At 62.5% G+C, this 26,196-nt stretch carries 18 protein-coding genes and 1 pseudogene; 17 read left to right on the forward strand and 2 right to left on the reverse strand.

The features are described from left to right. Positions 1 to 8: 8 nt before the first annotated feature. The 17 genes and pseudogenes from infB (at position 9) to EP379_RS06080 (ending at position 20,159) form a co-directional block, all read left to right on the forward strand. The gene (gene infB, locus EP379_RS06000) at positions 9 to 2,597 is read left to right on the forward strand and encodes a translation initiation factor IF-2 (protein ID WP_127476834.1); all 2,589 of its coding nucleotides are present in this window, start codon (positions 9 to 11) and stop codon (positions 2,595 to 2,597) included. A gap of 4 nt (positions 2,598 to 2,601) precedes the next feature. Further along, positions 2,602 to 2,973: a 30S ribosome-binding factor RbfA gene (rbfA, locus tag EP379_RS06005; RefSeq protein WP_127476836.1), complete on the forward strand. Its 372-nt coding sequence runs from the start codon at positions 2,602 to 2,604 to the stop codon at positions 2,971 to 2,973. A 177-nt stretch (positions 2,974 to 3,150) separates the two neighbouring features. After that, positions 3,151 to 4,073: pseudogene (truB, locus tag EP379_RS16965) on the forward strand (tRNA pseudouridine(55) synthase TruB). An 84-nt stretch (positions 4,074 to 4,157) separates the two neighbouring features. Continuing rightward, positions 4,158 to 4,427: a 30S ribosomal protein S15 gene (rpsO, locus tag EP379_RS06015; RefSeq protein ID WP_127476839.1), complete on the forward strand. Its 270-nt coding sequence runs from the start codon at positions 4,158 to 4,160 to the stop codon at positions 4,425 to 4,427. Positions 4,428 to 4,468: 41 nt separating this feature from the next. Beyond that, the gene (gene pnp / locus EP379_RS06020) at positions 4,469 to 6,556 is read left to right on the forward strand and encodes a polyribonucleotide nucleotidyltransferase (protein ID WP_127476842.1); all 2,088 of its coding nucleotides are present in this window, start codon (positions 4,469 to 4,471) and stop codon (positions 6,554 to 6,556) included. Positions 6,557 to 6,640: 84 nt separating this feature from the next. After that, positions 6,641 to 7,183: a hypothetical protein gene (locus EP379_RS06025; protein ID WP_127476845.1), complete on the forward strand. Its 543-nt coding sequence runs from the start codon at positions 6,641 to 6,643 to the stop codon at positions 7,181 to 7,183. Then, a complete protein-coding gene (locus EP379_RS06030) occupies positions 7,170 to 7,502 on the forward strand; it encodes an STAS domain-containing protein (RefSeq protein ID WP_127476848.1) in 333 nt (110 codons plus the stop codon). The genes EP379_RS06025 and EP379_RS06030 overlap by 14 nt, the downstream gene beginning before the upstream one ends. Positions 7,503 to 7,570: 68 nt before the next feature. Then, positions 7,571 to 8,209, forward strand: a complete 639-nt coding sequence (locus tag EP379_RS06035; protein ID WP_338055846.1) for a methylthioribulose 1-phosphate dehydratase — start codon at positions 7,571 to 7,573, stop codon at positions 8,207 to 8,209. Between the two features lie 4 nt (positions 8,210 to 8,213). Beyond that, entirely contained in the window at positions 8,214 to 8,768 is a 555-nt protein-coding gene (locus EP379_RS06040) for a 1,2-dihydroxy-3-keto-5-methylthiopentene dioxygenase (protein WP_127476850.1), read from the forward strand. After that, positions 8,765 to 9,439 carry an acireductone synthase gene (mtnC, locus tag EP379_RS06045; protein WP_127476853.1) on the forward strand — a complete coding sequence of 225 codons (675 nt, stop codon included), beginning with the start codon at positions 8,765 to 8,767 and terminating at the stop codon, positions 9,437 to 9,439. Before EP379_RS06040 ends, mtnC begins: the two co-directional genes overlap by 4 nt. A 75-nt stretch (positions 9,440 to 9,514) precedes the next feature. Further along, a complete protein-coding gene (locus EP379_RS06050; RefSeq protein WP_127476855.1) occupies positions 9,515 to 10,093 on the forward strand; it encodes a thioredoxin family protein in 579 nt (192 codons plus the stop codon). A 250-nt stretch (positions 10,094 to 10,343) separates the two neighbouring features. Next, positions 10,344 to 13,229 carry an EAL domain-containing protein gene (locus EP379_RS06055; protein WP_127476857.1) on the forward strand — a complete coding sequence of 962 codons (2,886 nt, stop codon included), beginning with the start codon at positions 10,344 to 10,346 and terminating at the stop codon, positions 13,227 to 13,229. A gap of 143 nt (positions 13,230 to 13,372) precedes the next feature. Further along, complete coding sequence (locus EP379_RS06060; RefSeq protein ID WP_127476859.1) at positions 13,373 to 13,963, forward strand: TetR/AcrR family transcriptional regulator; 591 nt, start codon at positions 13,373 to 13,375, stop codon at positions 13,961 to 13,963. Between the two features lie 12 nt (positions 13,964 to 13,975). Next, a complete protein-coding gene (locus EP379_RS06065; RefSeq protein WP_127476862.1) occupies positions 13,976 to 15,379 on the forward strand; it encodes an MBL fold metallo-hydrolase RNA specificity domain-containing protein in 1,404 nt (467 codons plus the stop codon). 30 nt (positions 15,380 to 15,409) lie between these two features. Further along, complete coding sequence (locus EP379_RS06070) at positions 15,410 to 16,123, forward strand: glutamine amidotransferase (protein WP_127476864.1); 714 nt, start codon at positions 15,410 to 15,412, stop codon at positions 16,121 to 16,123. 32 nt (positions 16,124 to 16,155) lie between these two features. Further along, entirely contained in the window at positions 16,156 to 19,323 is a 3,168-nt protein-coding gene (locus EP379_RS17085) for a PAS domain S-box protein (protein WP_127476866.1), read from the forward strand. Then, positions 19,320 to 20,159, forward strand: a complete 840-nt coding sequence (locus EP379_RS06080; RefSeq protein WP_127476868.1) for a response regulator — start codon at positions 19,320 to 19,322, stop codon at positions 20,157 to 20,159. Before EP379_RS17085 ends, EP379_RS06080 begins: the two co-directional genes overlap by 4 nt. Before the next feature lie 35 nt (positions 20,160 to 20,194). Here the strand turns inward: EP379_RS06080 and EP379_RS06085 are convergent, their stop codons facing one another. After that, positions 20,195 to 23,839, reverse strand: coding sequence for an EAL domain-containing protein (locus EP379_RS06085; protein WP_127476871.1), 3,645 nt, complete (start codon positions 23,837 to 23,839; stop codon positions 20,195 to 20,197). 261 nt (positions 23,840 to 24,100) lie between these two features. Next, a complete protein-coding gene (acs, locus tag EP379_RS06090; RefSeq protein WP_127476874.1) occupies positions 24,101 to 26,038 on the reverse strand; it encodes an acetate--CoA ligase in 1,938 nt (645 codons plus the stop codon). Between the last annotated feature and the right edge of the window lie 158 nt (positions 26,039 to 26,196).

Raw genomic sequence — 26,196 nt, forward strand, 5'->3', positions numbered from 1 at the left:
ATCGTTGCATGTCAGAAGTGACCGTCAAGCATTTCGCAGAAACCATCGGCATCGCTGTCGATCGCCTGTTGGTCCAGTTGCAGGAGGCCGGTGTGCCCGTGCACGACGCCGCAGGGACTATTACCGATCAGGACAAGGCGAAGCTGCTGGCCTATCTGCGCGACAAGCACGGCGCGGCTGCGCCGGAGGCGGAGCCGGCGGCAGAGGCCGGTCCGACCAAGATCACCCTGAGCCGGCGCACCACCAGTGAATTGAAGGTGCCCAGCACCGGCGGCAAGGCCAAGACGGTTACCGTGCAGGTGCGCAAGAAACGTACCTACGTCAAACGCAGTCTGGTGGATGAGGCGCCGCGGGAAGACGAGGGCAAGCACGTCGACGAGGATGTGGTTGAGCGCCTGGAGCAGCATATTCGTGCCGATGCCGAGCGTGCCGCCGACGATGCACGTCGCAAGGCGGAAGAAGAGGCGCTGCGCCAGGCCGAGGAGGCCGCGCGCCTGCAGGCCGAGGCCGAAGCGCGTCGTCAGGCGGAAGAAGAGGCACGTCGTTCGGCGGCAGCCGTTGCCGAGCGCCCCGCCGCCGAGCCGCCCCCGGCGAAAGTGGCGGAAAAGCCCGCCAAGACGGCCCGTCCTGCTGCCGCACCGGCCAAGGCGGAGCGCGAGGTACCCAGGGGTGGCAAGAAGGGCGGTGGCCGCCGCCGTGATGGTGATGACGACATGGGTGGCCGCGAAGAACTGCATATAGCTCCCGGCAAGGGCGGCCGCCGCGGTAGCAAGAAGCGCCCATCCCGTGTGGCGGTGCCGGCCAGCGGCGGTGGTCAGCACGGCTTTGCCATGCCCACCGCGCCGGTGGTGCGCGAGGTCGCCATTCCGGAAACCATTACCGTGGGCGAACTGGCGCAGAAGATGTCGGTGAAGGCGGCCGAGGTCATCAAGTTCATGATGAAGATGGGCAGCATGGTCACCATCAATCAGGTGCTGGACCAGGATACCGCCGTGTTGGTGGTGGAAGAGTTGGGTCATACCGCCAAGGTGCTGAAGACCGATGCCCTGGAAGACGAGATCGCCGTAGTGGAGCAGGCCGGCGCCGCCGAACCGCGTCCGCCGGTGGTTACCATCATGGGTCATGTCGACCACGGCAAGACCTCGTTGCTCGACTACATCCGCCGCACCCGCGTCGCCGCGGGCGAGGCCGGCGGCATCACCCAGCACATCGGTGCCTATCATGTGGAAACGCCGCGCGGTGTGATCACCTTCCTGGATACCCCGGGCCACGCCGCGTTCACCGCCATGCGTGCCCGTGGCGCCCAGGCCACCGATATCGTGGTGCTGGTGGTGGCCGCCGACGACGGCGTGATGCCGCAGACCAAGGAGGCCATCCAGCATGCCAAGGCGGCGGGTGTGCCGCTGGTGGTGGCGGTGAACAAGATCGACAAGCCCGAGGCCGATCCGGACCGGGTGAAGAACGAGTTGGCGCAGCAGGACGTCATTCCGGAAGACTGGGGCGGCGACACCATGTTCGCCCATGTCTCCGCCAAGACCGGTGAGGGTGTCGACCAACTGCTGGAGAACATCCTGCTGCAGGCCGAGGTGCTGGAGCTGAAGGCGGTGAAGGAAGGCCGCGCCAGCGGCGTCGTCATCGAATCGCGTCTCGACAAGGGGCGCGGTGCCGTGGCGACCATCCTGGTGCAGAGCGGTACCCTGCACAAGGGCGATGTGTTGTTGGCCGGCCACGAGTTCGGGCGCGTGCGCGCCATGCTGGACGAGAACGGCCGTCCCATCGAGGAGGCCGGCCCGTCCATCCCGGTGGAGGTGCTCGGCCTGTCCGGTACGCCGGCCGCCGGCGAATCCGCCGTGGTGGTCGCCGACGAGCGCAAGGCACGCGAAGTGGCGCTGTTCCGCCAGGGCAAGTTCCGCGACGTCAAGTTCGCCAAGCAGCAGCAGGCCAAGCTGGAAGACATGTTCACCCAGATGCAGGAAGGCGAGGTCAACACCCTCAATATCCTGCTCAAGGCCGACGTACAAGGTTCCCTGGAGGCTATCTCCGATTCGCTGCTCAAGCTGTCCACCGACGAGGTGAAGGTGAAGATCGTCGCCAGCGGCGTCGGCGGCATCAGCGAGTCCGACGTCAATCTGGCCGTGGCCTCCAACGCCATCATCATCGGCTTCAACGTCCGTGCCGACGGCAGCGCCAAGCGCATGATCGAGGAGCAAGGCGTCGATCTGCACTACTACAGCATCATTTACGAGCTGCTCGACGAAGTGAAGAACGCCATGACCGGCATGCTGAAGCCGGAGTTCAAGGAAGAGATCATCGGCCTCGCCGAGGTGCGCGACGTGTTCCGCTCGCCCAAGTTCGGCGCCGTGGCCGGCTGCATGGTGGTGGACGGTGTGGTCAAGCGCAACAACCCGATCCGCGTGCTGCGTGACAACGTGGTGATCTACGAGGGCGAACTGGAATCCCTGCGCCGCTTCAAGGACGACGTCGCCGAGGTCAAGCAGGGCTTCGAATGCGGTATCGGCGTGAAGAACTACAACGACGTGCGTCCGGGTGACCAGATCGAGGTCTACGAGCGCGTCCAGGTGCAGCGTACGCTCTGAGTCCATGGCCCAGTCCACACGCAGCCGTCGCGTGGGTGAGCAGATGCAGCGCGAGCTGGCACTGCTCATCCAGCAGGAACTCAAAGATCCGCGCCTGGGGATGATCACCGTCTCCGGCGTGGAGGTGACGCGTGATTTCGCCCACGCCAAGGTGTTCGTCACCGTGCTCGGCGATGACGCCGGGCAGGTGGAAAAGTCGCTCGAAGGCCTGCGTCACGCCGCCGGTTTCCTGCGCCGCGAACTGGGCCGCCGCATGCAGTTGCGCACCATCCCGGAACTCCATTTTGTCCACGATACTTCCGTCGAGCGGGGTACGCGCCTGTCGGCCCTGATCGACCAGGCCGTCGCTTCTGACGGCAAGAAAACGAACGATTGAAACCCAAGCGGTCAAGTCCGCAAATGAACGCGAATGGACGCAAATCGATTTCAATCATTAACGACCATCGTCCGCAATGCGCTTACGCCACCCCAAGGCGATGGCACCACCTTGGGCCCAATGGAATGACATTCGCGTCCATTTGCGTTTATTCGCGGACTCAGTGAGATTTTGGTAATGACTCGTCGCCAGCGCCAGCGGGGCCGTGAGGTCAACGGCATCCTGCTTCTCGATAAACCCATCGGCATCACCTCCAACGACGCTTTGCAGCAGGTCAAGCGCCTGTTCGATGCGCGCAAGGCAGGCCACACCGGCAATCTCGATCCTATGGCCAGCGGCTTGCTGCCGTTGTGCCTGGGTGAGGCGACCAAGGTATCGGCCTTTCTGCTCGATGCCGACAAGCGCTATCGCGGTACCTGCAAGTTGGGCGTACGCACCAACACCGGCGACGCCGACGGCGAGGCCATCGAAACCCGGCCGGTAGGCGCCTACAGCGAGGCCCAGGTGCGCGAGGTGCTGGCGCGCTTTTGCGGCGAGATCGAGCAGATCCCCCCATGCATTCCGCCATCAAGCACCAGGGGCTGCCGCTCTACAAGCTCGCGCACCAGGGGCTGGAGGTGGAGCGCCAGCCACGCCGGGTCACCATCTACGAACTGAATCTGCTCCGCCTCGCCGACGACGAGCTGGAGATCGAGGTGCATTGCTCCAAAGGGACCTATATCCGTACCCTGGCCGAGGACATCGGCGCGGCCTTGGGTTGCGGTGCCCACCTCAGCCAGTTGCGCCGTACCATGGCCGGTCCCTTCACGGAGGCCGGCATGGTGACCCTGGAGCGGCTCAAGCAGACGCTGCTGGAAGGGGGGCAGGAGGCCATCGATGCCCTGCTGCTGCCCGTCGAAGACGCCCTGGGAGGCTGGCCGGCGGTGAATTTGACGGCCAACCTGGCCTATTACGTGCGCCAGGGGCAGGCGGTGCAGGTGCCCCAGGCCCCCACCCGGGGCTGGGTGCGCCTGTTCGGCCCGGAGGGCGATTTCATCGGCGTCGGCCACATCCTGGACGATGGCCGGGTGGCCCCGAAGCGGCTGTTCAATCTCGCATAAGTCCGCATTTTCACTTGTTTACTCATTCCGCGCCCGGTTAAAATACCGCGCTTGAACCTCACCCCAGTTTAGGAGTTGTTTTAGATGTCTCTGAACGCCACCCAGAAAGCCGCAATCGTCAAGGAGCACGGCAAGGCCGCGACCGACACCGGTTCCGCCGAAGTGCAGATCGCCCTGCTGTCCGCCCGCATCGATGACCTGTCCGGTCACTTCAAGGAGCACACTCACGATCACCACTCGCGCCAGGGTTTGCTGCGCATGGTGAGCAAGCGTCGCAAGCTGCTCGATTACCTGAAGGGCAAGGACATCGAACGCTACCGCGCCATCGTTGCCCGCCTCGGCCTGCGCAAGTAATCCACGGCCGCTCCGGCCCCGCCACCAGAAGGGAATACGACGTGACTCCAGTTGTAAAAGAATTCAAATACGGCGATCAAACCGTTCGTCTGGAAACCGGTGAGATTGCACGTCAGGCCTCTGGCGCCGTCATGGTGAGCATGGGCGATACGGTGGTGCTGGTGACCGCGGTGGCCATCGCGGAGGCGGAGGAAGGACGTGATTTCTTCCCGCTCACGGTGAACTACCAGGAGCGTACCTACGCGGCCGGCAAGATCCCCGGCGGTTTCTTCCGCCGCGAGGGGCGTCCCAGCGAAAAGGAAACGCTGATCTCCCGCCTGATCGATCGCCCGCTGCGTCCGCTGTTCCCCGAAGGTTTCACCAACGAAGTCCAGGTCATCGCCACCGTCGTTTCCCTGGACCCGGAGATCGATCCGGACATCCCGTCGATGATCGGCGCTTCCGCCGCCCTGTGTCTGTCCGGCGTGCCGTTCAAGGGCCCCATCGGCGCCGCCCGCGTCGGTTACAAGGATGGCCAGTACCTGCTCAACCCCGGTATGACCGCGCTGCAGAGCTCGGATCTGGACCTGGTGGTGGCCGGTACCGCCAATGCCGTGCTGATGGTGGAGTCGGAAGCCCGCGAACTGCCGGAAGAGGTGATGCTGGGCGCCGTGATCTTCGGCCACGAACAGATGCAGGTGGTGATCAAGGCCATCAACGAACTGGTGGCCGAGGCCAAGGTTGTTCCCTGGGACTGGCAGCCGCCGCCGGCGGACGCCACCCTGAAGTCCCGTGTTGCTGAACTGGGTGAGGCTGCGTTCAGCGAAGCATATACCATCAAGGAAAAGCAGGCCCGCTATGCGCGCCTGAACCAGATCCGCAGCGAGATCATGCAGAAGCTCAGCGGCGAAGGCGCCGAGCCCTGCTTCCCGGCGGAGAAGGTGCGCGTCGCTATCGAAACCCTGGAATACAACACCGTGCGCGGCAGCATTCTGGCCGGCAAGCCGCGTATCGATGGCCGCGATACCCGCACCGTGCGTCCCATCACCATCCGTACCGGCGTGCTGCCGCGTACCCATGGTTCCGCCCTGTTCACCCGCGGCGAGACCCAGGCGCTGGTAGTCACCACCCTCGGCACCGCCCGCGATGCGCAGATCATCGACGCCCTCGAAGGCGAGCGCAAAGAAGGTTTCATGTTCCACTACAACTTCCCGCCCTACTGCGTCGGCGAGACCGGCATGGTGGGCAGTCCGAAGCGTCGCGAAATCGGCCACGGCCGTCTGGCCAAGCGCGGCGTGCAGGCGGTGATGCCGAACATGGACACCTTCCCGTACAGCGTGCGCGTGGTATCCGAGATCACCGAATCCAACGGTTCCAGCTCCATGGCCTCCGTGTGCGGTTCCAGTCTGGCCCTGATGGATGCCGGCGTGCCCATCAAGGCGCCGGTGGCCGGCGTGGCCATGGGCCTGATCAAGGAAGGTGACAAGTTCGCCATCCTCACCGACATCATGGGCGACGAGGATCACCTCGGCGACATGGATTTCAAGGTGGCCGGCACCGAAAACGGCGTGAATGCGCTGCAGATGGACATCAAAATCGACGGCATCACCCGCGAGATCATGGACGTCGCTCTGAAGCAGGCCCGCGAAGCTCGTCTGCACATCCTGGGCGAGATGAACAAGGTGATCTCCAAGCCGCGCGAGCAGATGTCCGAGTTTGCGCCGCGTTACGAGACCTTCAAGATCAACCCGGACAAGATCCGCGACGTCATCGGCAAGGGTGGCGCCACTATCCGCGCCCTCACCGAGGAAACCGGCACCAGCATCGACATCAGCGACGACGGTACCGTCAAGATTGCCTCCGTGGACGGTGCTGCCGCCAAGGAAGCCCGCCGCCGCATCGAGCAACTCACCGCCGACGTGGAAGTGGGCATGGTCTACGAGGGCCGCGTGGCCAAGCTGATGGACTTCGGCGCCTTTGTCACCATCCTACCGGGCAAGGACGGTCTGGTGCACATCTCCCAGATCTCCGACGAGCGCGTCGAGAAGGTGAGTGACAAGCTGGCCGAGGGCGACCTGATCAAGGTGAAGGTGCTGGAAGTGGACAAGCAGGGCCGTATCCGCCTGTCCATGAAGGCGCTGGCGGAATAAGCTGCCGCCGGACAAATGAAGTGCAGAAGGGGCCGCAAGGCCCCTTTTGCTTGGTGCGCCCGGCAGGGCGCAATCGTAAAACTGATGGAACGACTGTACACCTTCAGCGACTTCTTCATGCCTCATCAGCGCCTGGTGCTGGCGCTGCTGTGTGCTGCGCTGACCCTGATGCTGGCGTCGCAGGCCTCGCCATGGACCATCGTACCGTTGTTGTGCGGCCTCCTGTTGCTGTGGGATTACGTACGCAACAGCGGCGTCTGGATCGGTTTTCGTGCCTTTCGCCAGGGACAACTGCCGCGCGTGCGGCGCAGCCTGCGGAGCGTGCGTTGGCCACAATTGCTGTCGCCGCGCAGTCGCGCCTATTACCATTGGCTGCGCGGTGTGCTGGAGGCCGCCGACGGCCGGCTGGAGGCGGCGCGTGTGCATCTGCTGGTGGCGGCCACCGGCGCCCTGCGCACGGAAAATGATCGCAGCCTGGTGCAATGCCTGCTGGCGGAACTGGCCCTGCAACAGGGTAACCGTGCGGCGGCCGCCGAGCATGTGCGCCTCGCCAATGCCCTGGGGCACCATGGCGAGGTGGCACATATCATCACTGCCCTGCGGAGACGGCTGGATGGCACGCTCTGAGCCGTGGAGTCTGTGGCAGTCAGGGACGCTGTTCATTCGTGGTGAACTGGATGGCGCGCACAGCGAAGGTTTCCGCGCGGAGCTGGCGGCCTTGGGCACACTGCCGGACCCTCTGGTGGTGGACCTGAGCGGATTCGATATCGCCGATGGTCTGGCCGCGGTGGCGGCGGTGAATGCCCTGCGTGCGCTGGCACAGGGTCGCCGCACGGTGTTGCGCGCGGCACCGCAGATTCTCGCCCATAATCTCTATCGCGTCGGCGATCTGGCGCAGGGCAGTGTGCGGCTTGAGGCGACCCGCGAGGACGAGCCCTACGGTTGAGACGTTTGCTTGTTTCAGCGGAAATGAATTGACTAAAATCAGTTTTCCGTTGAACAGGGGACTTAGCCGTGAATGCCATCATCCAAGCCGGCGTCGTCGATGCAGCGCTCCTGCAGACGCGTGCGCATGAACTGGTCGAGGCCGGCAAAGTGTTGCACAGCCACGGCTGGGTGCCCGCCACCAGCGGCAATTTTTCCGCCCGCTTGTCTGCCGAGCTTGCCGCCATCACCGCTTCCGGCCGTCACAAGGGCCGGCTTACCGAGCAGGACATCATGGTGGTGGACCTGGCTGGCCAGGCGCTCAACGATACGCGGCGGCCCTCGGCGGAAACCCTGTTGCACACCATGCTCTACCAGCGTTTTCCTGCGGTAAACGCCGTGTTGCATACCCACTCGGTCAATGCCACCCTGTTGTCACGCCAGAGCGGCGATGCGCTGTTGTTGGAGGGTTACGAGCTGCTCAAGGCCTTCTCCGGCGTGCAGACTCACGACACCTCCCTCGCCGTGCCGGTGTTTGCCAATGATCAGGACATCCCGCGCTTGGCGCGGCAGGTCGCGGAATATCTGGATACCCACGCCGATGTGCATGGTTATCTGATCCGCGGCCATGGCCTGTATACCTGGGGCCGCGATGTAACGGAGGCACTACGCCACGTCGAGGCCTTCGAGTTTCTGTTTCAATGCGAGCTGCATCAACTGCGAGGATGATTGCATGAGCCGTCTCGAGATCCGCCGTGCCGCTGATGGCGCCGTCGAGTCTGTATACACCGAACATGATGCCATTGCCGCGCAACTATCGCCCCTGGGCGTGCGCTTCGAGCAGTGGCAGGCCAGTGCTCCGCTGAGTGCGGAGGCGGGGCAGGACGAGGTGCTGGCGGCCTATCGTGAGCCGGTGGAGCGATTGACGCGCGAATATGGCTTCCAGTCGGTGGATGTGGTCAGTTTGCGCCCGGATCACCCGCAGCGGGCGGAGCTGCGTGGCAAGTTTCTCTCCGAACATGTGCATGCCGACTTCGAGGTGCGTTTCTTTGTCGACGGCAGCGGCTTGTTCTACCTGCACATCGGCGAGCGCATCTACTTGGTGCTGTGCGAGCAGGGGGATTTGATCTCGGTGCCGGCCAACACGCCGCACTGGTTCGATATGGGGGAGCATCCCGACTTCAAGTGCATCCGCTTGTTCACCGTTCCGGACGGCTGGGTGGCGCAGTTCACCGGCAGCGGCATCGCTGCGCACTTTCCCAGTTTCGATCAGTTCGTGGCAGCATGATCCGCGCCATCCTCACCGACATCGAGGGTACTACCTCGTCGCTGTCCTTCGTCAAGGATGTGCTGTTCCCCTATGCACACCGGCGGCTGGATGACTTTCTGCGGGCGCACGCCGCCGAACCGGCAGTGGTGCAGCAGCTCGGTGCGGTCAGCGCCATGGTTGGTAGGGAACTCAGCCTGGCCGAGGCGGCTGCGCAGTTGCGGCAATGGATCGACGAGGATCGCAAGATCACACCGTTGAAGGCACTGCAGGGCATGATCTGGGAGGAGGGCTACCACAACGGTGACTTCACCGGCCATGTCTACGCCGATGCGGCACAGCGCCTGCGTGCCTGGCAGGCGGCCCGGATACGCCTGTATGTATTCTCCTCCGGTTCGGTGCAGGCGCAGAAGCTGCTGTTCGGCTACAGTGATCATGGCGATCTGACACCGTTGTTCAGCGGCTACTTCGACACCACCAGCGGCAACAAGCGCGATCCGGCGGCGTATACCACCATCGCCGCCGCCATCGGTTTGCCGGCACAGGAAATATTGTTCCTGTCCGACATCGTCGAAGAACTGGACGCAGCCCAGGCCGCCGGCATGCGCACCTGCCAGTTGGTACGCGACGGCGCACTGGATGACAAGGCGCGTCACCGCCAGGAATTGGATTTCAACGGCATTACGCTCTAGGGAAGCTCTGCACAAGCTCAACGCTCCCTGGTTTTCAAGGATATCCTGCCTATTGTTTTACAGGAGAGATGCATCATGGCTCTAACCCCCTCCACCATGCTGGAACTCGGCACGCCGGCCCCGGATTTCGAGCTGCCGGAACCCGCCACCGGCGCTACCGTCAGCCGCCGTCAGTTCGCCGGCAAGCCACTGTTGGTGGTGTTTACCTGCAATCACTGCCCCTATGTCAAGCATATCGCCGATGCCTTCACCGACTTCGCGCGCGAGTATCAGCAGCATGGTCTGGCCGTGGTGGCGATCAGCGCCAACGACCCGGCCCACCGCGCCGAGGATGGGCCGGAGTTCATGGCGCAGGAGGCAAAGGCGCGAGGTAATCCCTATCCCTATCTGTACGACGCAACGCAGGCGGTGGCCAAGGCCTATCGTGCCGCCTGTACGCCGGATTTCTTCCTGTTTGATGCAGACCACCGTCTGGTTTATCGCGGCCAGTTCGACGACAGCCGACCCGGCAACAAGCTGCCGGTTACCGGCAGCGACCTGCGGGATGCGGTGAAAGCGGTCCTCGCCGGTCTGCCGGTGCCCGACGAACAGCGCCCCAGCCTGGGATGTAACATCAAGTGGAAGCCCGGCAACGAGCCGGAATATTACGGCTGACTTATCCTGGCTGAATCCAGCATAGATCAATAAATCGACCTCCCTACCGTTGCGCGGTGGTGCGGCGGCGCTGTTTCTTTGCAGCACCGCTGTCCGTGGCGTAGACTCAAAGCCGTGGGCGTTACCGCGAAAAGCTGGCGCTCACACGCACTGTCCGACAGACCACACGGTGTCGGCAGCGCGGGCCGCAAAACAACCAATAACGTGGCCGGGCGGGCGCGGCGCACGGCGATGCAGTGCGGGTACGCCCATGCGTTTGCAAACCAAATTGCTGGCGGTGTTTGCTGCGGTATTCCTCAGCCTGTATCTGGTTGTGGAATACCATCAGTATCACGAAAACCGCATGGCCGTCGCAGCGCAATTGCTGGAAGAGGCGGAAGTGATTGCCGGCACCCTGCAGGCCGTGCGCCGGGTCTACCACCACCAGTTCATCACGTCAGGCCTGCCGGTCAACGATCAAACCATCGGCTTCCTGCCGGCCCATGCCATGCCGCGCATCTCCGCGGAATTTCTCCACTTCGTGCGCACCGGTCTGTCGTTCAACAACGTCTCCGATCGGGCACGCAATCCGCAGAATGCCGCCGATGCTGTGGAACTGGAGGCGATCAATTATTTCCGCGCCGATACCACGGCCAGCTATCGCATGGCTCCCTTCACCACCGCGGAGGGGCGGCGCTTCTATCACTATGCCAAGCCGCTGCGCATCGAGCAGTATTGCCTGAAGTGTCACGGTAGCCGGCAGGATGCACCCGAGAGTATCCGTGCGCAATATGACACCGCTTTCGATTACCAACTGGGGGACGTGCGTGGCATTCTGAGCATCAAGCTGCCTGCCGACGAACTGGAGCAGCGCATCATCGCGCGGCAGACCCGTGAGATGGGTATCCGGCTGGCAGTTTTTGCCACCGCCTTTATCCTGTTGTTTCTGTTGTTGCAACGGGTGGTGGTACGACGCCTGGCCTTGCTCAAGGCACCCATGCAGCGTCTGCGTGACGGCGACTATACGGCGCGTGTGGACGTGGACGGTACGGATGAGCTGGGCGAGGTGGCGGATGCCTTCAACGCCATGGCTGATGCCGTGGCCGCAAGCAAGGCGCAGATCGAGCATGAGCGTGTCTTTTTGCAAACCGTGATCGACGGTGCCCTGGACCCAATCATGGTGATTGCGGCCGATTATCAGGTATTGATGCTGAATCGCGCCGCCCGCCGCTATCTGGAGACGGGCGAAGAACTCCCCATGCGCTGCCATCAGGTATCCCACAAACAGGAACAGCCCTGCGGCGGTAATGGTCATCCCTGCCCGCTGGACGAGGTGCGGTGTAGCCTGCGCCCGGTCACCATGGTGCATGAGCACGTATTGGCCGACGGCAGTCACCGCCTGTACGAACTGGAGGCCACGCCGCTGTTGGATGCGAACGGCGGCTTTGGCGGCATCATCGAAACCTCACGCGACATCACCGACCGCGTGCAGGCAGAGGAACGCCTGCGCAAGTTGTCGCAGGCGGTGGAACAGAGCCCAGTCTCGGTGATCATCACCGACATCGACGGTGCCATCGAATACGTCAATCCCAAATTCGAAGAAGTCACCGGTTATTGCCTTGATGAGGTGCGCGGCAGCAATCCGCGCCTACTCAAGAGCGGTTACACCGCGCAGAGCGAATATCGCGTATTGTGGGAAACGATCAAGCGCGGCGAGATATGGCGTGGCGAATTCCTCAACCGGCGCAAAAACGGCGAGCTGTTCTGGGAGTATGCCTCGATCTCGCCTATCCGCAATGCGCAGGGCGAAATCGATCACTTCCTTGCCGTCAAGGAAGATATCACGATGCGCAAGGAGTACGAACAACGTCTGCTGCACCAGGAGAGTTACGATGCGCTGACCGAACTGCCCAACCGGGTTCTTGGTACTGACCGTATCGCGCAGGCGGTGGTCCGGGCGCGGCGTGAAGGGCGCAGTGTGGGAGTGGTGTCACTGGACCTGGATAATTTCAAGAATATCAACGACAGCCTTGGCCATGGCAGCGGTGATGATCTCCTGCTGCAGCTGGCGCGGCGCCTGGTGGCGGCCATGCGCGAGGGTGACACCGTGGCTCGTTTGGGCGGTGATGAGTTCCTCATCGTCCTGGCTGATCTTGCCACGGCGGACGATATCGAGCGTGTGCTGGACAAGGTCCGTAGCGTGTTCGAACGCCCGTTCATCGTCGAGGACAAGAGTATCTACATCACACCCAGTATCGGTGTCACGGTGGCTCCGAACGACAGCGAGGATGTACATATCCTGATGCGCAATGCAGATGCCGCCCTGCATCGGGCCAAGGAGTTGGGGCGTAATACGACCCAGTTCTTCACGCCGGAGATGAATGAGCGGGCGCTGAAGCGGCTGGAATTGGAGTCGCAGTTGCGTCATGCCCTGGAGCGCGGCGAATTGTCACTGCATTACCAGCCACAGGTAATTTGCGGGAGCGGGCGGGTGGCGGGTGCCGAAGCACTGTTGCGCTGGAACAATCCAAGCTTCGGCGTGATCAGTCCGGATCGCTTCATACCCCTGGCCGAAGAGACCGGCCTGATCGTGCCAATCGGTCGCTGGGTGCTGGAGGAGGCCTGCCGCGCAGCGGCTGCCTGGCCGCAACCGCTGCGGGTCAGTGTCAACGTCTCCTCGCGTCAGTTCCGTGATGGTACGCTGGTGGAAACTGTGGCGGCGGCGCTGGCGCAAACCGGCCTGGCAGCGGAACAGCTGGAGCTGGAGGTGACGGAAAGTCTGTTGCTGGAAGATGTCGAGGGAACGGCAGGCATACTCGACCAGCTGCAACTGCTGGGTGTGCGCATCGCCCTGGATGATTTCGGCACCGGATATTCGTCACTCAGTTATCTCAAACGCTTCCCCTTTGGCGCGTTGAAGATCGATCGCAGCTTCGTCAATGACATCATTGATGAACCGGATGATGCGGCACTGTGCGAGGCGATTATCCAGATGGCCCATGTTCTGAATCTCAAGGTCATCGCCGAGGGTGTCGAGACGGCGGAGCAGCTGGCGTATCTCTCGGCCCGCGGCGTCGACCTGGTTCAGGGGTATTTTTACAGCCGACCCTTACCGGCGGCGGAGTTTCTTGCCTATCTGGCGCAGGTGCCGAAATAATCGCCTTTCCGCTGTGATGAACCCAGCAGCTTCTGCCACAGGCGCGGCCCTGGTCATCGCGCCAGCGTGATGGTGTTTCCCGGTTGAAACTTTGCCTGTGCCGGCGTAGTCTGCAATGCAATCAGCCAATTGCATCGTTTGCCATGGGAAAATCACACGACATCCGTAGGCAGGAAATCGTCGAGGCGACCCTGGAACTGGCCGCCGAACAAGGCATCAAGAATCTCACCACCCAGGCCATCGCCACACGGGTGGGCATCGCCCAGCCCACCATCTTCCGCCACTTCAAGAGCCGTGACGCGATCTTCGGTGCCGTTGTCGGCTGGGCGGCAGATCATCTGTTGCAGGTACTGGAGCAGCTGGAACACGAACACACGCCGCCCGACGACCGTCTGCGACGCCTGTTGCAGCAGCAACTGGCCTTCATCGGCAAGTGGCGCGGCATTCCGCGAGTGGTGTTTTCCGACCGCCTGCAGGTGGAATCGCCGGCCCTCAAGGCGGCGGTGCGCGAAATCTATCATCGTCTTCTGGTACGCATTGCCGACCTGCTGGAGGAGGGGCGTGTCTGCGGATGTTTCCGTGCCGACCTCGATGTAGAGCAGGGGGCACGCTATATCGGTGCCCTTTTGCAGGGGACCGTCATGCGCTGGTCGATTCAGGATTTTTCCTATCCACTGGAGACGGAGGCGGATAGCCTGTGGAGCTTCCTGCGCCCGGCACTGGAGCGGCGCTGAGGTGGGAGAGCGATGAAGATCAGCTTTTACGGTGCAGCAGGGGAAGTGACCGGATCCTGCTATCTGGTGGAGACGGAGCAGGTAAAGTTTCTGGTCGATTGCGGCATGTTCCAGGGGGCGCCGGAGACGGAGGCACGCAACCGTCGTTCCTTTCCCTTTGAAGCACGGCATATTGACTTCGTGCTGCTGACTCATGCCCACATCGATCACAGCGGCCTGCTGCCCAGGCTGGTGCTGGCCGGTTTCAAAGGACCGATCTATACCACGACTGCGACCGCCGATCTGTTGGCCGTGATGCTGCCGGACAGCGGCCATCTTCAGGAGATGGAGGCCGAACGTACGCAGCGCTATATCAGGCGTGGCGGCAAGCCGCGCTATCAATCGGCCGAGCCCCTGTACACGGTGCGTGATGCCCTGCGCAGTTTGGAACAGATCGAAGCACTGGCCTATGACCATGACATCGAACCACACCCTGCAGTGCGCTGCCGCTTCCGTGACGCCGGCCATATCCTCGGCTCGGCCATTATCGAAGTCTGGGTGCAGGAAGGCTACCGCCGCACCAAGCTGGTCTTCTCCGGCGATCTGGGCCAGCCGAATCGTCCGATCCTGCGCGATCCGACCATTATCGAGCGGGCAGACATCCTGCTGGTGGAGTCTACCTATGGCAACCGCCTGCACAAGGACATGAAGGCCACCCTGGACGAATTTGTCACCGCAGTGAACGATACCTTGTTGCGCAAACACGGCAACGTGATCATCCCGGCCTTTGCCGTGGGACGCACACAGGAATTGCTCTATCACTTCCACGAGTTGACTCGGCAGGGACGTTTCAAGAACCTGAATATATTTGTCGATTCACCCATGGCCACGGAGGTGACGCGCATCACCATGCAGCACATGCAGCTGTTCGATGCGGAGGCAAAGGAACTGGCGGCTTGGCGTGCCGCCGGCCATGGTTTGCCGGTAGTGAAATTCACCGGCTCAGTGGAGGAGTCCATGGCGCTGAACAATATTCACGGCGGCGTGGTCATCATCTCCGCCAGCGGCATGTGTGACGGCGGCCGCATCAAGCATCACCTGCGGCATAATCTGGGGCGGCGCGAGAACAGCATTCTCATCACCGGTTTTCAGGCCGAGGGCACCCTCGGCCGGCGTCTGGTCGACCAAGCCGAATCGGTGCGCATCTTTGGTCAGGACGTGCCGGTACGGGCGGATATCTATACTTTGGGTGGTTTCTCCGCCCATGCCGATCAGGCGGCCCTGTTGCGCTGGTTGCGTGCCTTTCGTGAACCGCCGCGACGGACTTTTGTGGTGCATGGCGAGTCGGCTACGGCAGAAATCTTTGCCGCTACCGTCGGGCAGGAACTGGGATGGAAGGTACAGGTGCCCAGTCGGGGAGAGCATGTAATGATCTGACGCCGTTCGACCAGCGATGAGGAGAGCAAAATGAAAAAACAGGCACTCGCCATCCGTCATGTCGCCTTCGAGGATGCCGGCAGTTTTGCCGTGACATTGGAGCAACTCGGCTATGAACTGCATTACCTGGAGGCCGGTATGGATGATCTTGCCGCCATCGATGCGGCGGCCCCCGATCTGCTACTGATTCTTGGCGGTCCCATCGGTGCCTACGAGGAGGAACTCTATCCATTCCTGCACGCGGAGCTGCGTCTCATCGGCAAGCGCCTGGTGGCGCAGCGGCCGATCATCGGTATCTGCCTTGGGGCGCAGCTGATGGCACGGGCGCTGGGGGCGCGGGTGTATCCCGGCAAGGAGGGCAAGGAGATCGGCTGGGCGCCCTTGCAACTTACCGTTGCCGGGCAGGCCTCGCCGCTGCGCCATCTGGCGCCGGAGTCGACGCCGGTGCTGCACTGGCATGGCGATACCTTTGATCTACCGGCGGGGGCCGAGCGTCTGGCCGGGACACGGCGTTATCCCAATCAGGCCTTTGCCGTCGGCCGGCATGCCCTGGCCCTGCAGTTCCACCCGGAGGTGACGGCAGCAGGCATGGAGCGCTGGTTCATCGGTCATGCCTGCGAAATCGGTGCCACACCGGACATCAGCGTCCCGCAACTGCGTGCCGCTACCGCACAGTGGGCGGCGGGTCTGGAGCGGCATGGGCAAGCCATGCTCCGCGACTGGCTGCAAGCCGTGCCGTCCTGACCACGACATCACAGCTCGGTCCGGAGTATCACGTGTATCTGTTCCGCATGCGCCACCTGCTGTTCCTGCTGCTGGGACTGATCACGCTGATTTCACTCGCCGCACTGGCGTGGGCTGGTCGGCTCGCACTGCACGATCTGCATGAAGCTCGCCAACTGTTGCGCATCAACGACATCAGCGAGCTGACCTTGCAGCTCAATACCAACTCTGCCATGGAACGCGGCATCACCGCCGCTATGTTGGCCAATCCATCGGCCAGTACAGAAACCATGGCACTGGAGCTGCAGCGGCTGCGGCGTGTGAATGAGGAACGGGGCATCGAATTGCTGGCGGCCGTGGAGGACTTGCTGGAAATCGATTTTAACTCACCCCTGCATGATGCCCTCGATGGCTTGCGACGTGAACGGCAGAACCTGTTGCGGGCCCGTGGTAATGCCGACATTATGTTGCAACACAGAGAGCGGGGTGGTGAGGCCCGCTTCGTTGCGGCGATAACGAATTTTATCGAAGCCACGGCTGCGGTGCGGCATTATGCCCTCGCGCTGGCCGGTCACAGTGATGTCTTGCGGCACGAGCATCTGGCGGCAAAGGATGCCTTGTATACGGCCAGTGAATATTCCGGCCGCGAGCGTGCCCTGCTGGGGATCGCCATCGCGCAGGGACGTGGTCTGACCCGCAGCGAACACGAGACGCTGCTGGGGATGCGCCATACTGCGCAAGTGGCCCTGGCCCAACTGGATATGACGGTGGCCGCTTTCAGCGATCAACCTGAAGTGACCATTGCCCATGCGGCGATGAATGCGGAGTTTCGCCACCGCTACCAGCGGCTACGCGAGCAGGTATATGGTGCGGCCGTGCAGGGCAAAGCCTACCCGGTCGACGTGACTACCTGGTATCAGGAGGCGACACGGGGTATCAGCTCGATCCTCGCGCTAGGCGAGGCGATCAACCGCGTGGTGAGTCAGCGGGCACGGCACACGCTGCGCCGCGCGCAGGAAATCGTTGTCGTGTTCGCCACGGCCGCCATGCTGGTAATGGCAATGCTGCTGACGGCTACCATGATCATCCGTCGCCGTATCATCATGCCGTTGCACCAGCTGGAGCGCGCCGCCAATGCCATCAGTCGGGGTGACTACGCCGAGCCACTGCAAGTGCCGCGCGGTGACGAGTTGGGCGAGCTGGGTGCAACTCTGGACGAGATGCGCGCAAATTTGCTGGAGCAGATGCAGGAGCGTGATCGCATCGAGGGACTGTTGCGCGACAGCGTCCAGCGCTTCCGCAATCTCGTGGAAAGCACCAACGATTTGCTGTGGGAAATCGATGGTGCAGGTCGCTATACCTATGTCAGTCCGCAGATACGCAACATTCTAGGTTATGAACCGGATGAGGTGATCGGACGCACTCCCTTTGATCTGATGCAGCCGGGGGAGGCGGCGCGCCTGGAAACGGTGTTTCACGAACTAGTGACCCAGCGGGCGCCGATACGCGGCCTGGAAAATATCAACCGTCACAAGGATGGCCGTCTGATCGTTCTGGAAACCAACGGCGTGCCGGTATACGACGACAGCGGTACATTCGTCGGTTATCGTGGCATAGACCGCGATGTGACCGAGCGGCGGGAGGTGGAGCAGGCTCAACGCGAATCCGAACGCCGTTTTCGTGACCTGCTGGAAAACATGCAGCTGATGGCCGTCATGCTGGATGACGGTGGCAACATAACCTTCATCAATGATTGTCTGTTGCACAGCACCGGTCGGAACCGGCAGGAAGTAATGGGCGGCAATTGGTTTGAATTGTTCCTGCCGGAGGATTTACGCGGGGCACTGCGCGCGACCTATCTGCGTACCATGGCCGGTGGGCAGCCGGCCTCACCCCATGAATACGAGATCATTACCGCAGGTGGCGAACGGCGGCGCGTAGTCTGGAACAGCATCGTGATCCGCGGGCCCGACGAGCGCCCCGTCGGCAGTGCCAGCGTCGGCGCCGATGTCACCGAACAGCGCAAGAGCGAAGCGGAGACACAAAAACTGTTGCGCGTCGTCGAACAGACTGATGATGTGGTGATGATTACCGATCCGGCTGGCATCATCGAGTACGTCAATGCCGCCTTCGAACGCGAGACCGGCTATCGACGTGCCGAGGTGATCGGTCAATCCTCGCGGATACTGCATTCCGGAGTGCAGGATGCCGGGTTCTACAAGAAAATGTGGGACACCATCTCTTCCGGCCATTCTTTCCGCGCCCTGATGGTGAACCGCCGCAAGAACGGTGAGCTGTTCTACGAGGAGAAGACCATCACGCCGCTGCGCGACAGCAATAATGTCATCACGCATTATCTCTCCACCTCCAAGGATGTTACCGAGCGGCGCCGCTTGGACGAGCAGATGCAACAATCCGAGAAGTTGGCCTCCATTGGCCAGTTGGCCGCCGGTGTGGCACACGAGATCAACAACCCGGTGGGCTACATCAGTTCCAATATTGCCACGCTTACCCGGTATCTGGATGGCATATTTCGTCTGCTCAACGCCTACGAGGAAGCAGAAAACGCCATTGGCGATTCCGCCCTGCGGGAGCGCCTGCACGCGCTCAAACAGGAGGTCGACCTCGCCTTTTTGCGCGACGATATTCGTGCCCTGATCGATGAGTCCAGCGAAGGCGTGGCGCGGGTGAAGAAGATTGTCCAGGATCTGAAGGATTTCTCCCGCCAGGAGGAGGCCGAATGGCAGATGGCCGATGTGCACAAGGGGTTGGAAAGTACGCTGAATATCGTGCACAACGAACTCAAATACAAGGCGGAGGTGGTCCGTGAGTACGCTGACCTGCCGCTGGTGGAGTGCATCCCATCGCAGCTCAATCAGGTGTTCCTGAACCTACTGGTCAATGCGGCCCAGGCCATCGATCATCATGGCGTGATTCATGTGCGCAGCGGTATGGATGGTGCATGGTGCTGGGTAGAAGTAGAGGACAATGGCAAGGGTATCCCGCCGGAACACATCAACCGCCTGTTCGAGCCATTTTTCACCACCAAGCCGGTAGGCAAGGGTACCGGACTCGGCCTGTCCATCTCTTACGGCATTGTGCAGAAGCATGGCGGACGCATCGAGGTGGACAGTGAGGTCGGCCGTGGCAGCCGGTTCCGTGTCTGGCTGCCGTTACGGCAACCGGGTTCGGCAACTGCTGAGGCAGGAGAGGGACAATGACACAGCGCGTGTTGCTGGTCGTGGATGACGAGGAGAATATCCTGCGTGCGGTGGTACGGTTGCTGCGTAACGAAGGCTATGTCGTGCTGACGGCGACGAGTGGGCAGCAGGGACTGGATCTGCTGGAACAACATCCGGTCGGTGTGATTCTGAGCGATCAGCGCATGCCCGGCATGACCGGCAGCGAGTTTCTGGAGCATGCCAAGGTACTGCGTCCACAGACCGTGCGCATCATGCTGTCAGGTTATACCGATCTGCAATCCGTGACCGATGCCATCAACCGCGGCGCCATTTACAAGTTCCTGACCAAGCCCTGGGATGATGAATTGCTGCGCGTGAATATCCGCGAAGCCTTCGAACACTATGAGCTGCGTGCCGAGCGCGATCGTCTGGCTGGCGAGTTACAGGCTCTCAACCGGCAACTGGCAGCCTCCAACCGGGGATTGCAACAGCGTGTAGCCACTCAGGGGCACGAACTGGATCAGCACCATCGCCTGCTGGAGCTGTCCCGGGAGATAGTCGAACATCTGCCGGTCGGTGTGCTGGGCGTCAGTGACGAGGGAGTGGTTGCGGTGGCCAACTCTGTGGCACACGCACTGATTGGCTGCCCCCCCGGGGCCTTGCTCGGCCACAGCGCCAGTGAAGTGTTGCCGCAGGCCTTGCGTAATCTTTGCCAGAGTGCGTTACAACGGCAGACCGTGACACAACCTCACCTCACACTGGCCGGTTCCCGCCCGCTGACCGTGCATGCCACCCGTTTGGGCGCGGTGCCCGGTTGCAACGGTACTGTGCTGGTGTTGGTGCCGGAGCAGGTGGGGACGGGCACGGCATCCTGATAGAGGATAGTCCGTCAGCCGTGCCGCAATGACCTTCATTCGCTCACCTGCGCCTGCAGCGTACGGTACAGGCCGAAGGCCTTGCGTATCTGTTTGCGCAACTCGTCATCATCCCATGGCTTGCTGAAATATTTGTGGATGATGCCTTCGTTGACGGCCTGGCTGACCTGTTGCAGTTCCCCGTGACTGCTCAGCACGATGCGCACGGTCTCCGGATAGATGCCCTTGACGCGCTGGAAGAATTCGATGCCGCTCATGTCAGGCATGCGTTGATCGCTGATGATGACCCCGGCACCGTGCCGCGCCAGCAGGTCGAATGCCTCCTGCGTGTTATCCGCGGTAAGCAGGTGATAGCCCTCATGCTGGAACAGGCGGGCGAGAGACTTGAGGACATTGTGTTCATCGTCCAGCAGCAACAGGGTTGCGTGTGGATTATCGCGTTGCGGCAGGCTCAGCTGGCGACCGTCCTGCAGCAGTTGCGCCAGTTCATCAGGGGGCAGCGGCGGGCTGAACAGATAACCTTGCAGCTGATCGCAACCCTTGTCGCGGAGATAGACGGCCTGGTTCTCGGTCTCGACTCCTTCCGCCACGACTGTGAGGCGTAGGCTCTCGGCCATGGCGATGATGGTCATGGCGATGGTGGCCTGGTCCGGCGCGGTGGTGATATCGGTGACGAAGCTGCGATCGATCTTCAGTGTGTCGAAGGGGAAGCGGCCTAGGTGTGACAGGCTGGAATAACCGGTGCCGAAATCGTCTACCGCCAGGCTCAGGCCCAGGGCCTTCAATTGCTGCAACACCTCGGCGGTGGCGTCCGGTGATTCCATGACCGCGCTTTCGGTCAGCTCCAGCTCGAGGTAGCGCGGTTCCAGCCCGGTCTCCTCCAGCACCCGTGCCACGGAAACCACCAATGAAGGCTGGCGCAGCTGTTGGGCGGAGAGATTGACGGCGACAGTGATGGGTGGCAGGCCCGCTTCCTGCCAGCGGCGATTCTGGCGACAGGCCTCGCGCAGCGCCCATTCGCCCAGGGGCTGGATCAGGCCGGTTTCCTCCGCCACCGGAATGAAACGTACCGGCGAGATCCAGCCCTCGGTGGGGTGGCACCAGCGCGCCAGCGCCTCGACGCCGACGATATGGCCGCTGCTCAAATCGACCTTGGGTTGGTAGTTCAATTCCAGTTCGCCCTGCTCCAGGGCGCGGCGCAGGGCATGCTCCAGGGACAGGCGCGCCGCCGCTTCGGCATTCAACTCTTCGGTATAGAAGCGGTAGTGATTGCGCCCCTCGCGTGCCGCCTCGTGCAGGGCGGTGGTGGCGTTGCGCAGCAAAGTGCCGAGATCGGCGCCATCCTGGGGCATCAGGCTGATACCGATGTGCAGCGTGAGGCGCAGTTCGTGGCCCTCCAACTCGATGGGCTGGGCCACCGCGTCGATCATGCGCTGGGCCACGGCACTGACATCGTCGGCGTGCTGCACATCGGTCAGCAGCACCACGAACTCGTCACCGCCGTAGCGCGCCACGGTGTCGTGGCCGCGCGCCACCTGATTGAGGCGCTTGCCGATGGTGCGCAGCACGGCATCGCCGATGCGATGGCCCAGGCTGTCGTTGATCAGCTTGAAACGGCTCAGGTCGAGGGACAGCACCGCCAGCATGCCGTCGTCACGGCGATTGACGACAGCCTGGGCAAAACGCTGGCTCAGCAGGTTGCGGTTGGGCAACTGGGTCAATTCATCGTAATAGGCGAAGAAGTTGAGCTGTTCCTCCAGCTTCTTGCGCTCGCTGATGTCGTGTTGCAAGCCGACGTAGTGAGTGATTTCACCCTGTGCGTTGCGCACCGGGCTGATGGAAACCAGCTCCCAGTACAGTTCGCCATTCTTGCGTTTGTTGATGAGCTCGCCTTCCCATACCTTGCCCTGCTGGAGGGTGTGCCACAGTTCGCGGTAGCGCTCGGCCGGAGTGCGGCCGGACTTGATTATGCTCAGTTTTTTGCCGCGCACCTCGGCGGCAGTGTAGCCGGTGGTGCGGCTGAATTGCGGGTTGACGTATTCGACGATGCCCTGCGGGTCGGTGATGATCACCGAGCTGACGCTCTGTTCGATGGCCTGATTCAACTTACGCAACTCCGCTTCGGAATTGATGCGTTCGGTGACGTCCTTGCTGGTGGAGATGTAGTGGGTTATCGCACCGCTGCTGTCGCGCACCGGGCTGATGGCGACCTCTTCGTAGTAGGGGGTGCCGTCGGCATGGCGGTTGGTGAGGGTGGCACGGAATATCTCGCCGCGCTGCAAGGCCTCGTGAAAGCGCTGGTACAGCACCGGGTCGTTGAGCTCGCTCTTGAACATGGCAGCGTTCTTGCCCAGCACTTGTTCACGGCGGTAGCCGCGGATGCGCTCGAAGGCGGCGTTGACGTATTCGATGGTGCGCTCGTGATCGGTGATGATCACCGAGTCGGCGCTCTGCTCCAGCGCCAGAGAGAAGATACGCAGCTGCGCCGCATCGGCCTCACGCTGTTGCAGGTCGTCGAGCAGGGTTAGACGCATGCGCTCGAAGGTGGCCGCCAGGTGCCCCAGTTCGTCGTTGCGGAAGGCGGGGAGGGGTTGGTTGAGATTGCCCTTGCTGATGGTGTCCGCCGCCGCCTCCAGGCGTTTGAGCGGCAGCAGGATGCGGCGGCGGATGCTGCGCACGACGAGGAGGAAGACCACGCCGGTGATCAGCAGTGCCAGGACCAGCAGGGTAGTGTCGAGCAGGGCCTTGTGGCGCAACTGGGCGATTTCCCGGTGCAACTGGCCGCTCATGGCTTCGGACAGGGCGATGATGGTGTCGATGGCTTCGGTCGCCTCGGCATACCAGGTTTCGGCATTCACCGGATAGGGCTGGCGGTTGTGGCTGGCGGCATAGACCCGCTGGCGCAACTCCTCGTAGCGGGACAGGAAGACACTGGTGACATTGGCCGAGGCCAGGGTCAGTTCGCGTGAGGCGGGGAACTGGCGCATGATGCGTTCGGCACGGGTCAGGGCCACGTCGACCACGTTGCGGTATTGCTGCAGCTGCGCCAGTTCGTGTTCGCTCAGGGGACGGTGGCGGGCGATGGCGGCACCGACGATGGCGCGTTCGCGGCCGGCGTATTCGCTGACCGTGAACAGCGCCTCCTTCATGACCGGATTCGGTATGTAGGAATACATGTTGCCCTGCAGCGGCATCATGCAGGCCCGGCGCACATCGGCCATGGCATCGATGTGGCGCGTGGCCTGCGCAATCCAGGCGTCTGCCCCGCCGGGCAGGCTGTGCTGGTCAATCAGGCTGCGGCTGGCTTCCAGTTCACCGCGGCTGCGTGCCAGATCGTGCAGGGCGAGGCTGAGCGGATGGTTGGGAGGCAGGTTGTTGATGGTTTGGGCGTAGTCCAGCAGGCGCTGGTATTGCGCATCGACGGCCAGGCGCTGCCGCCGCATCTCGTCCGCCATGTTTGGTTGCGGTTCCTCGCTGGAGAGCAGGGTGGCGGTGATGCCGCGCTCCATGGCCATCATGGCGCTGGCGCGCAGGGACAGGTCGGCGAGATGGTTGGTCTGCTCGATCCAGGTGACGGCGTTCAGTTTCTCGCGCGCCTCGCGGAACTCCCACAGGCTGCCCGCCAGGATCAGCAGGCCGAGCAGGGCCAGCAGCGTGATGAGCAGACGACGTATGGACATGGCACCCCCAATTACCGGTGCATATTTTTGTTGTTGCCGTGCGCACGGATGTGGGGTGTTTGCGTGTGCGCGTAACGGTCACTGATTACCGCCAGGCGTGGTAAGGAATGTGCCTATGCCGACAATTTAAGAGGGGAATATATAAAAAGCAAGGCCGCGGGCGTCGCCGCCCGCGGCCTTGCTTGCTGTTGCAGGAGCCGGAACACCCCGGCGAATGGCGCTGGCGCCCATTCGCCCGCGGAGCGGGCTCCCGCTACGGTGTTACTTATGCGCCCGGTTGTGCACCAGATCGTCCACTACCGCCGGATCGGCCAGGGTGGAGGTATCGCCCAGGCTGTCGGTCTCGTTGGCGGCGATCTTGCGCAGGATGCGGCGCATGATCTTGCCGGATCGGGTCTTGGGCAGGCCGGGGGCCCACTGGATGACGTCGGGCGAGGCGATGGGGCCGATCTCGCTGCGCACCAGTTGCACCAGTTCCTTCTTCAGCGCATCGGACGGCTCCACTCCCTTCACCAGGGTGACGTAGCAATAGATGCCCTGGCCCTTGATGTCGTGCGGAAAGCCGACGACCGCAGCCTCGGCTACGGCCTCGTGCAGCACCAGGGCGCTCTCGATCTCGGCGGTACCCATGCGGTGGCCGGAGATGTTGAGCACGTCGTCGACGCGGCCGGTGATCCAGTAATAACCGTCTTTGTCGCGTTTGGCGCCGTCGCCGGTGAAATACATGCCGGGATAGGTCTTGAAGTAGGTGTCGACGAAGCGCTGGTGGTCGCCGTAGACGGTGCGCATCTGGCCCGGCCAGGGGCGGGTGATGACCAGATTGCCCTCGCACTCGCCTTCCAGGATGTTGCCCTCGTTGTCGACGATGGCCGGGGCCACGCCGAAAAAGGGCTTGGTGGCGGAACCGGGCTTGAGCGCCGTGGCGCCGGGCAGCGGGGTGATCAGATGGCCGCCGGTCTCGGTCTGCCACCAGGTATCGACGATGGGGCAGCGCTCCTCGCCGACGATGTGGTAGTACCACTCCCAGGCCTCGGGGTTGATCGGTTCGCCCACGGTGCCGAGCAGCTTGAGCGACTTGCGCGAGGTCTTCTTCACCGGCTCGACGCCCTCGCGCATCAGCGCGCGGATGGCGGTGGGGGCGGTGTAGAAGATGTTCACCTGGTGCTTGTCGATGACCTGCCAGAAGCGCGAGGCGTCCGGATAGGAGGGGATGCCCTCGAACATCAGCGAAATGGCGCCGTTGGCCAGCGGGCCGTAGACGATGTAGGTGTGGCCGGTGACCCAGCCCACGTCGGCGGTGCACCAGTAGATGTCGCCGTCGTGGTAGTCGAAGGTGTACTTGTGGGTCATCGCCGCGAACAGCAGGTAGCCACCGGTGGTGTGCAGCACGCCCTTGGGCTTGCCGGTGGAGCCGGAGGTGTAGAGGATGAACAGCGGATCCTCGGCATCCATCTCCTCGGGCTGGCAGTCCGGCGAGGCCTTGGCCATCGCCTCGTGGTACCACACGTCACGGCCGTCCTTCCAGGCGATGTTGCCGCCGGTGCGCTTGACCACCAGCACGGTGTGTACGTTGGGGCACTGCAGCAGGGCCTTGTCGGTGTTGCCCTTGAGCGGCACCGCCTTCTTGCCGCGCAGGCCCTCGTCGGCGGTGATCACCACCCGGCAGTCGGAGTCGAGGATGCGGTCCTTGAGCGATTCCGGCGAGAAGCCGCCGAACACCACGGAGTGCACCGCACCGATGCGGGCGCAGGCCAGCATGGCGACGGCGGCCTCGGGGATCATCGGCATGTAGATGCAGACGCGGTCGCCCTTCTTGACGCCGCGGCTCTTCAGCACGTTGGCGAACTTGCTTACCTCGGCGTGTAGTTCGCGGTAGGTGATCTTCTTGTCTTCGGCCGGGTCGTCGCCCTCCCAGATCAGGGCGACCTGGTCGCCGCGCTTGTCCAGGTGACGGTCCAGACAGTTGTAGGAGACGTTGAGCTTGCCACCCTCGAACCAGCGGATGTGGCCCTTGTGGTAGTCCCACTCGGAGACCTTGTTCCACGGCTTGGACCAGGTGAGAAAGGTCTTGGCCTGCTCGGCCCAGAAGCCGTCCGGGTCCTGGATGGACTGCTGGTACATCGCCTCGTATTTGGCGTTGTCGATGTGGGCATGGGCAGCGAAGTCAGAGGGTACGGGATATACCTTGGTCTCGGACATGGGTTTCTCCTAGGTCAATAAAGGCTATGGCAAAAGCTTCAGGTTAATTACGGTTGCACGCACGATCATGAGCCGTGCGTGGCCGCAGGTGGTGAACGGAATCCGTTTACCGGTGCTCTTTTGTAGTTTTATTGTCTCCCGATGCAGGGCAGTCAGAG

The sequence above is a fragment of the Sulfurivermis fontis genome (assembly GCF_004001245.1).
GTDB classification, from domain to species: domain Bacteria; phylum Pseudomonadota; class Gammaproteobacteria; order Thiohalomonadales; family Thiohalomonadaceae; genus Sulfurivermis; species Sulfurivermis fontis.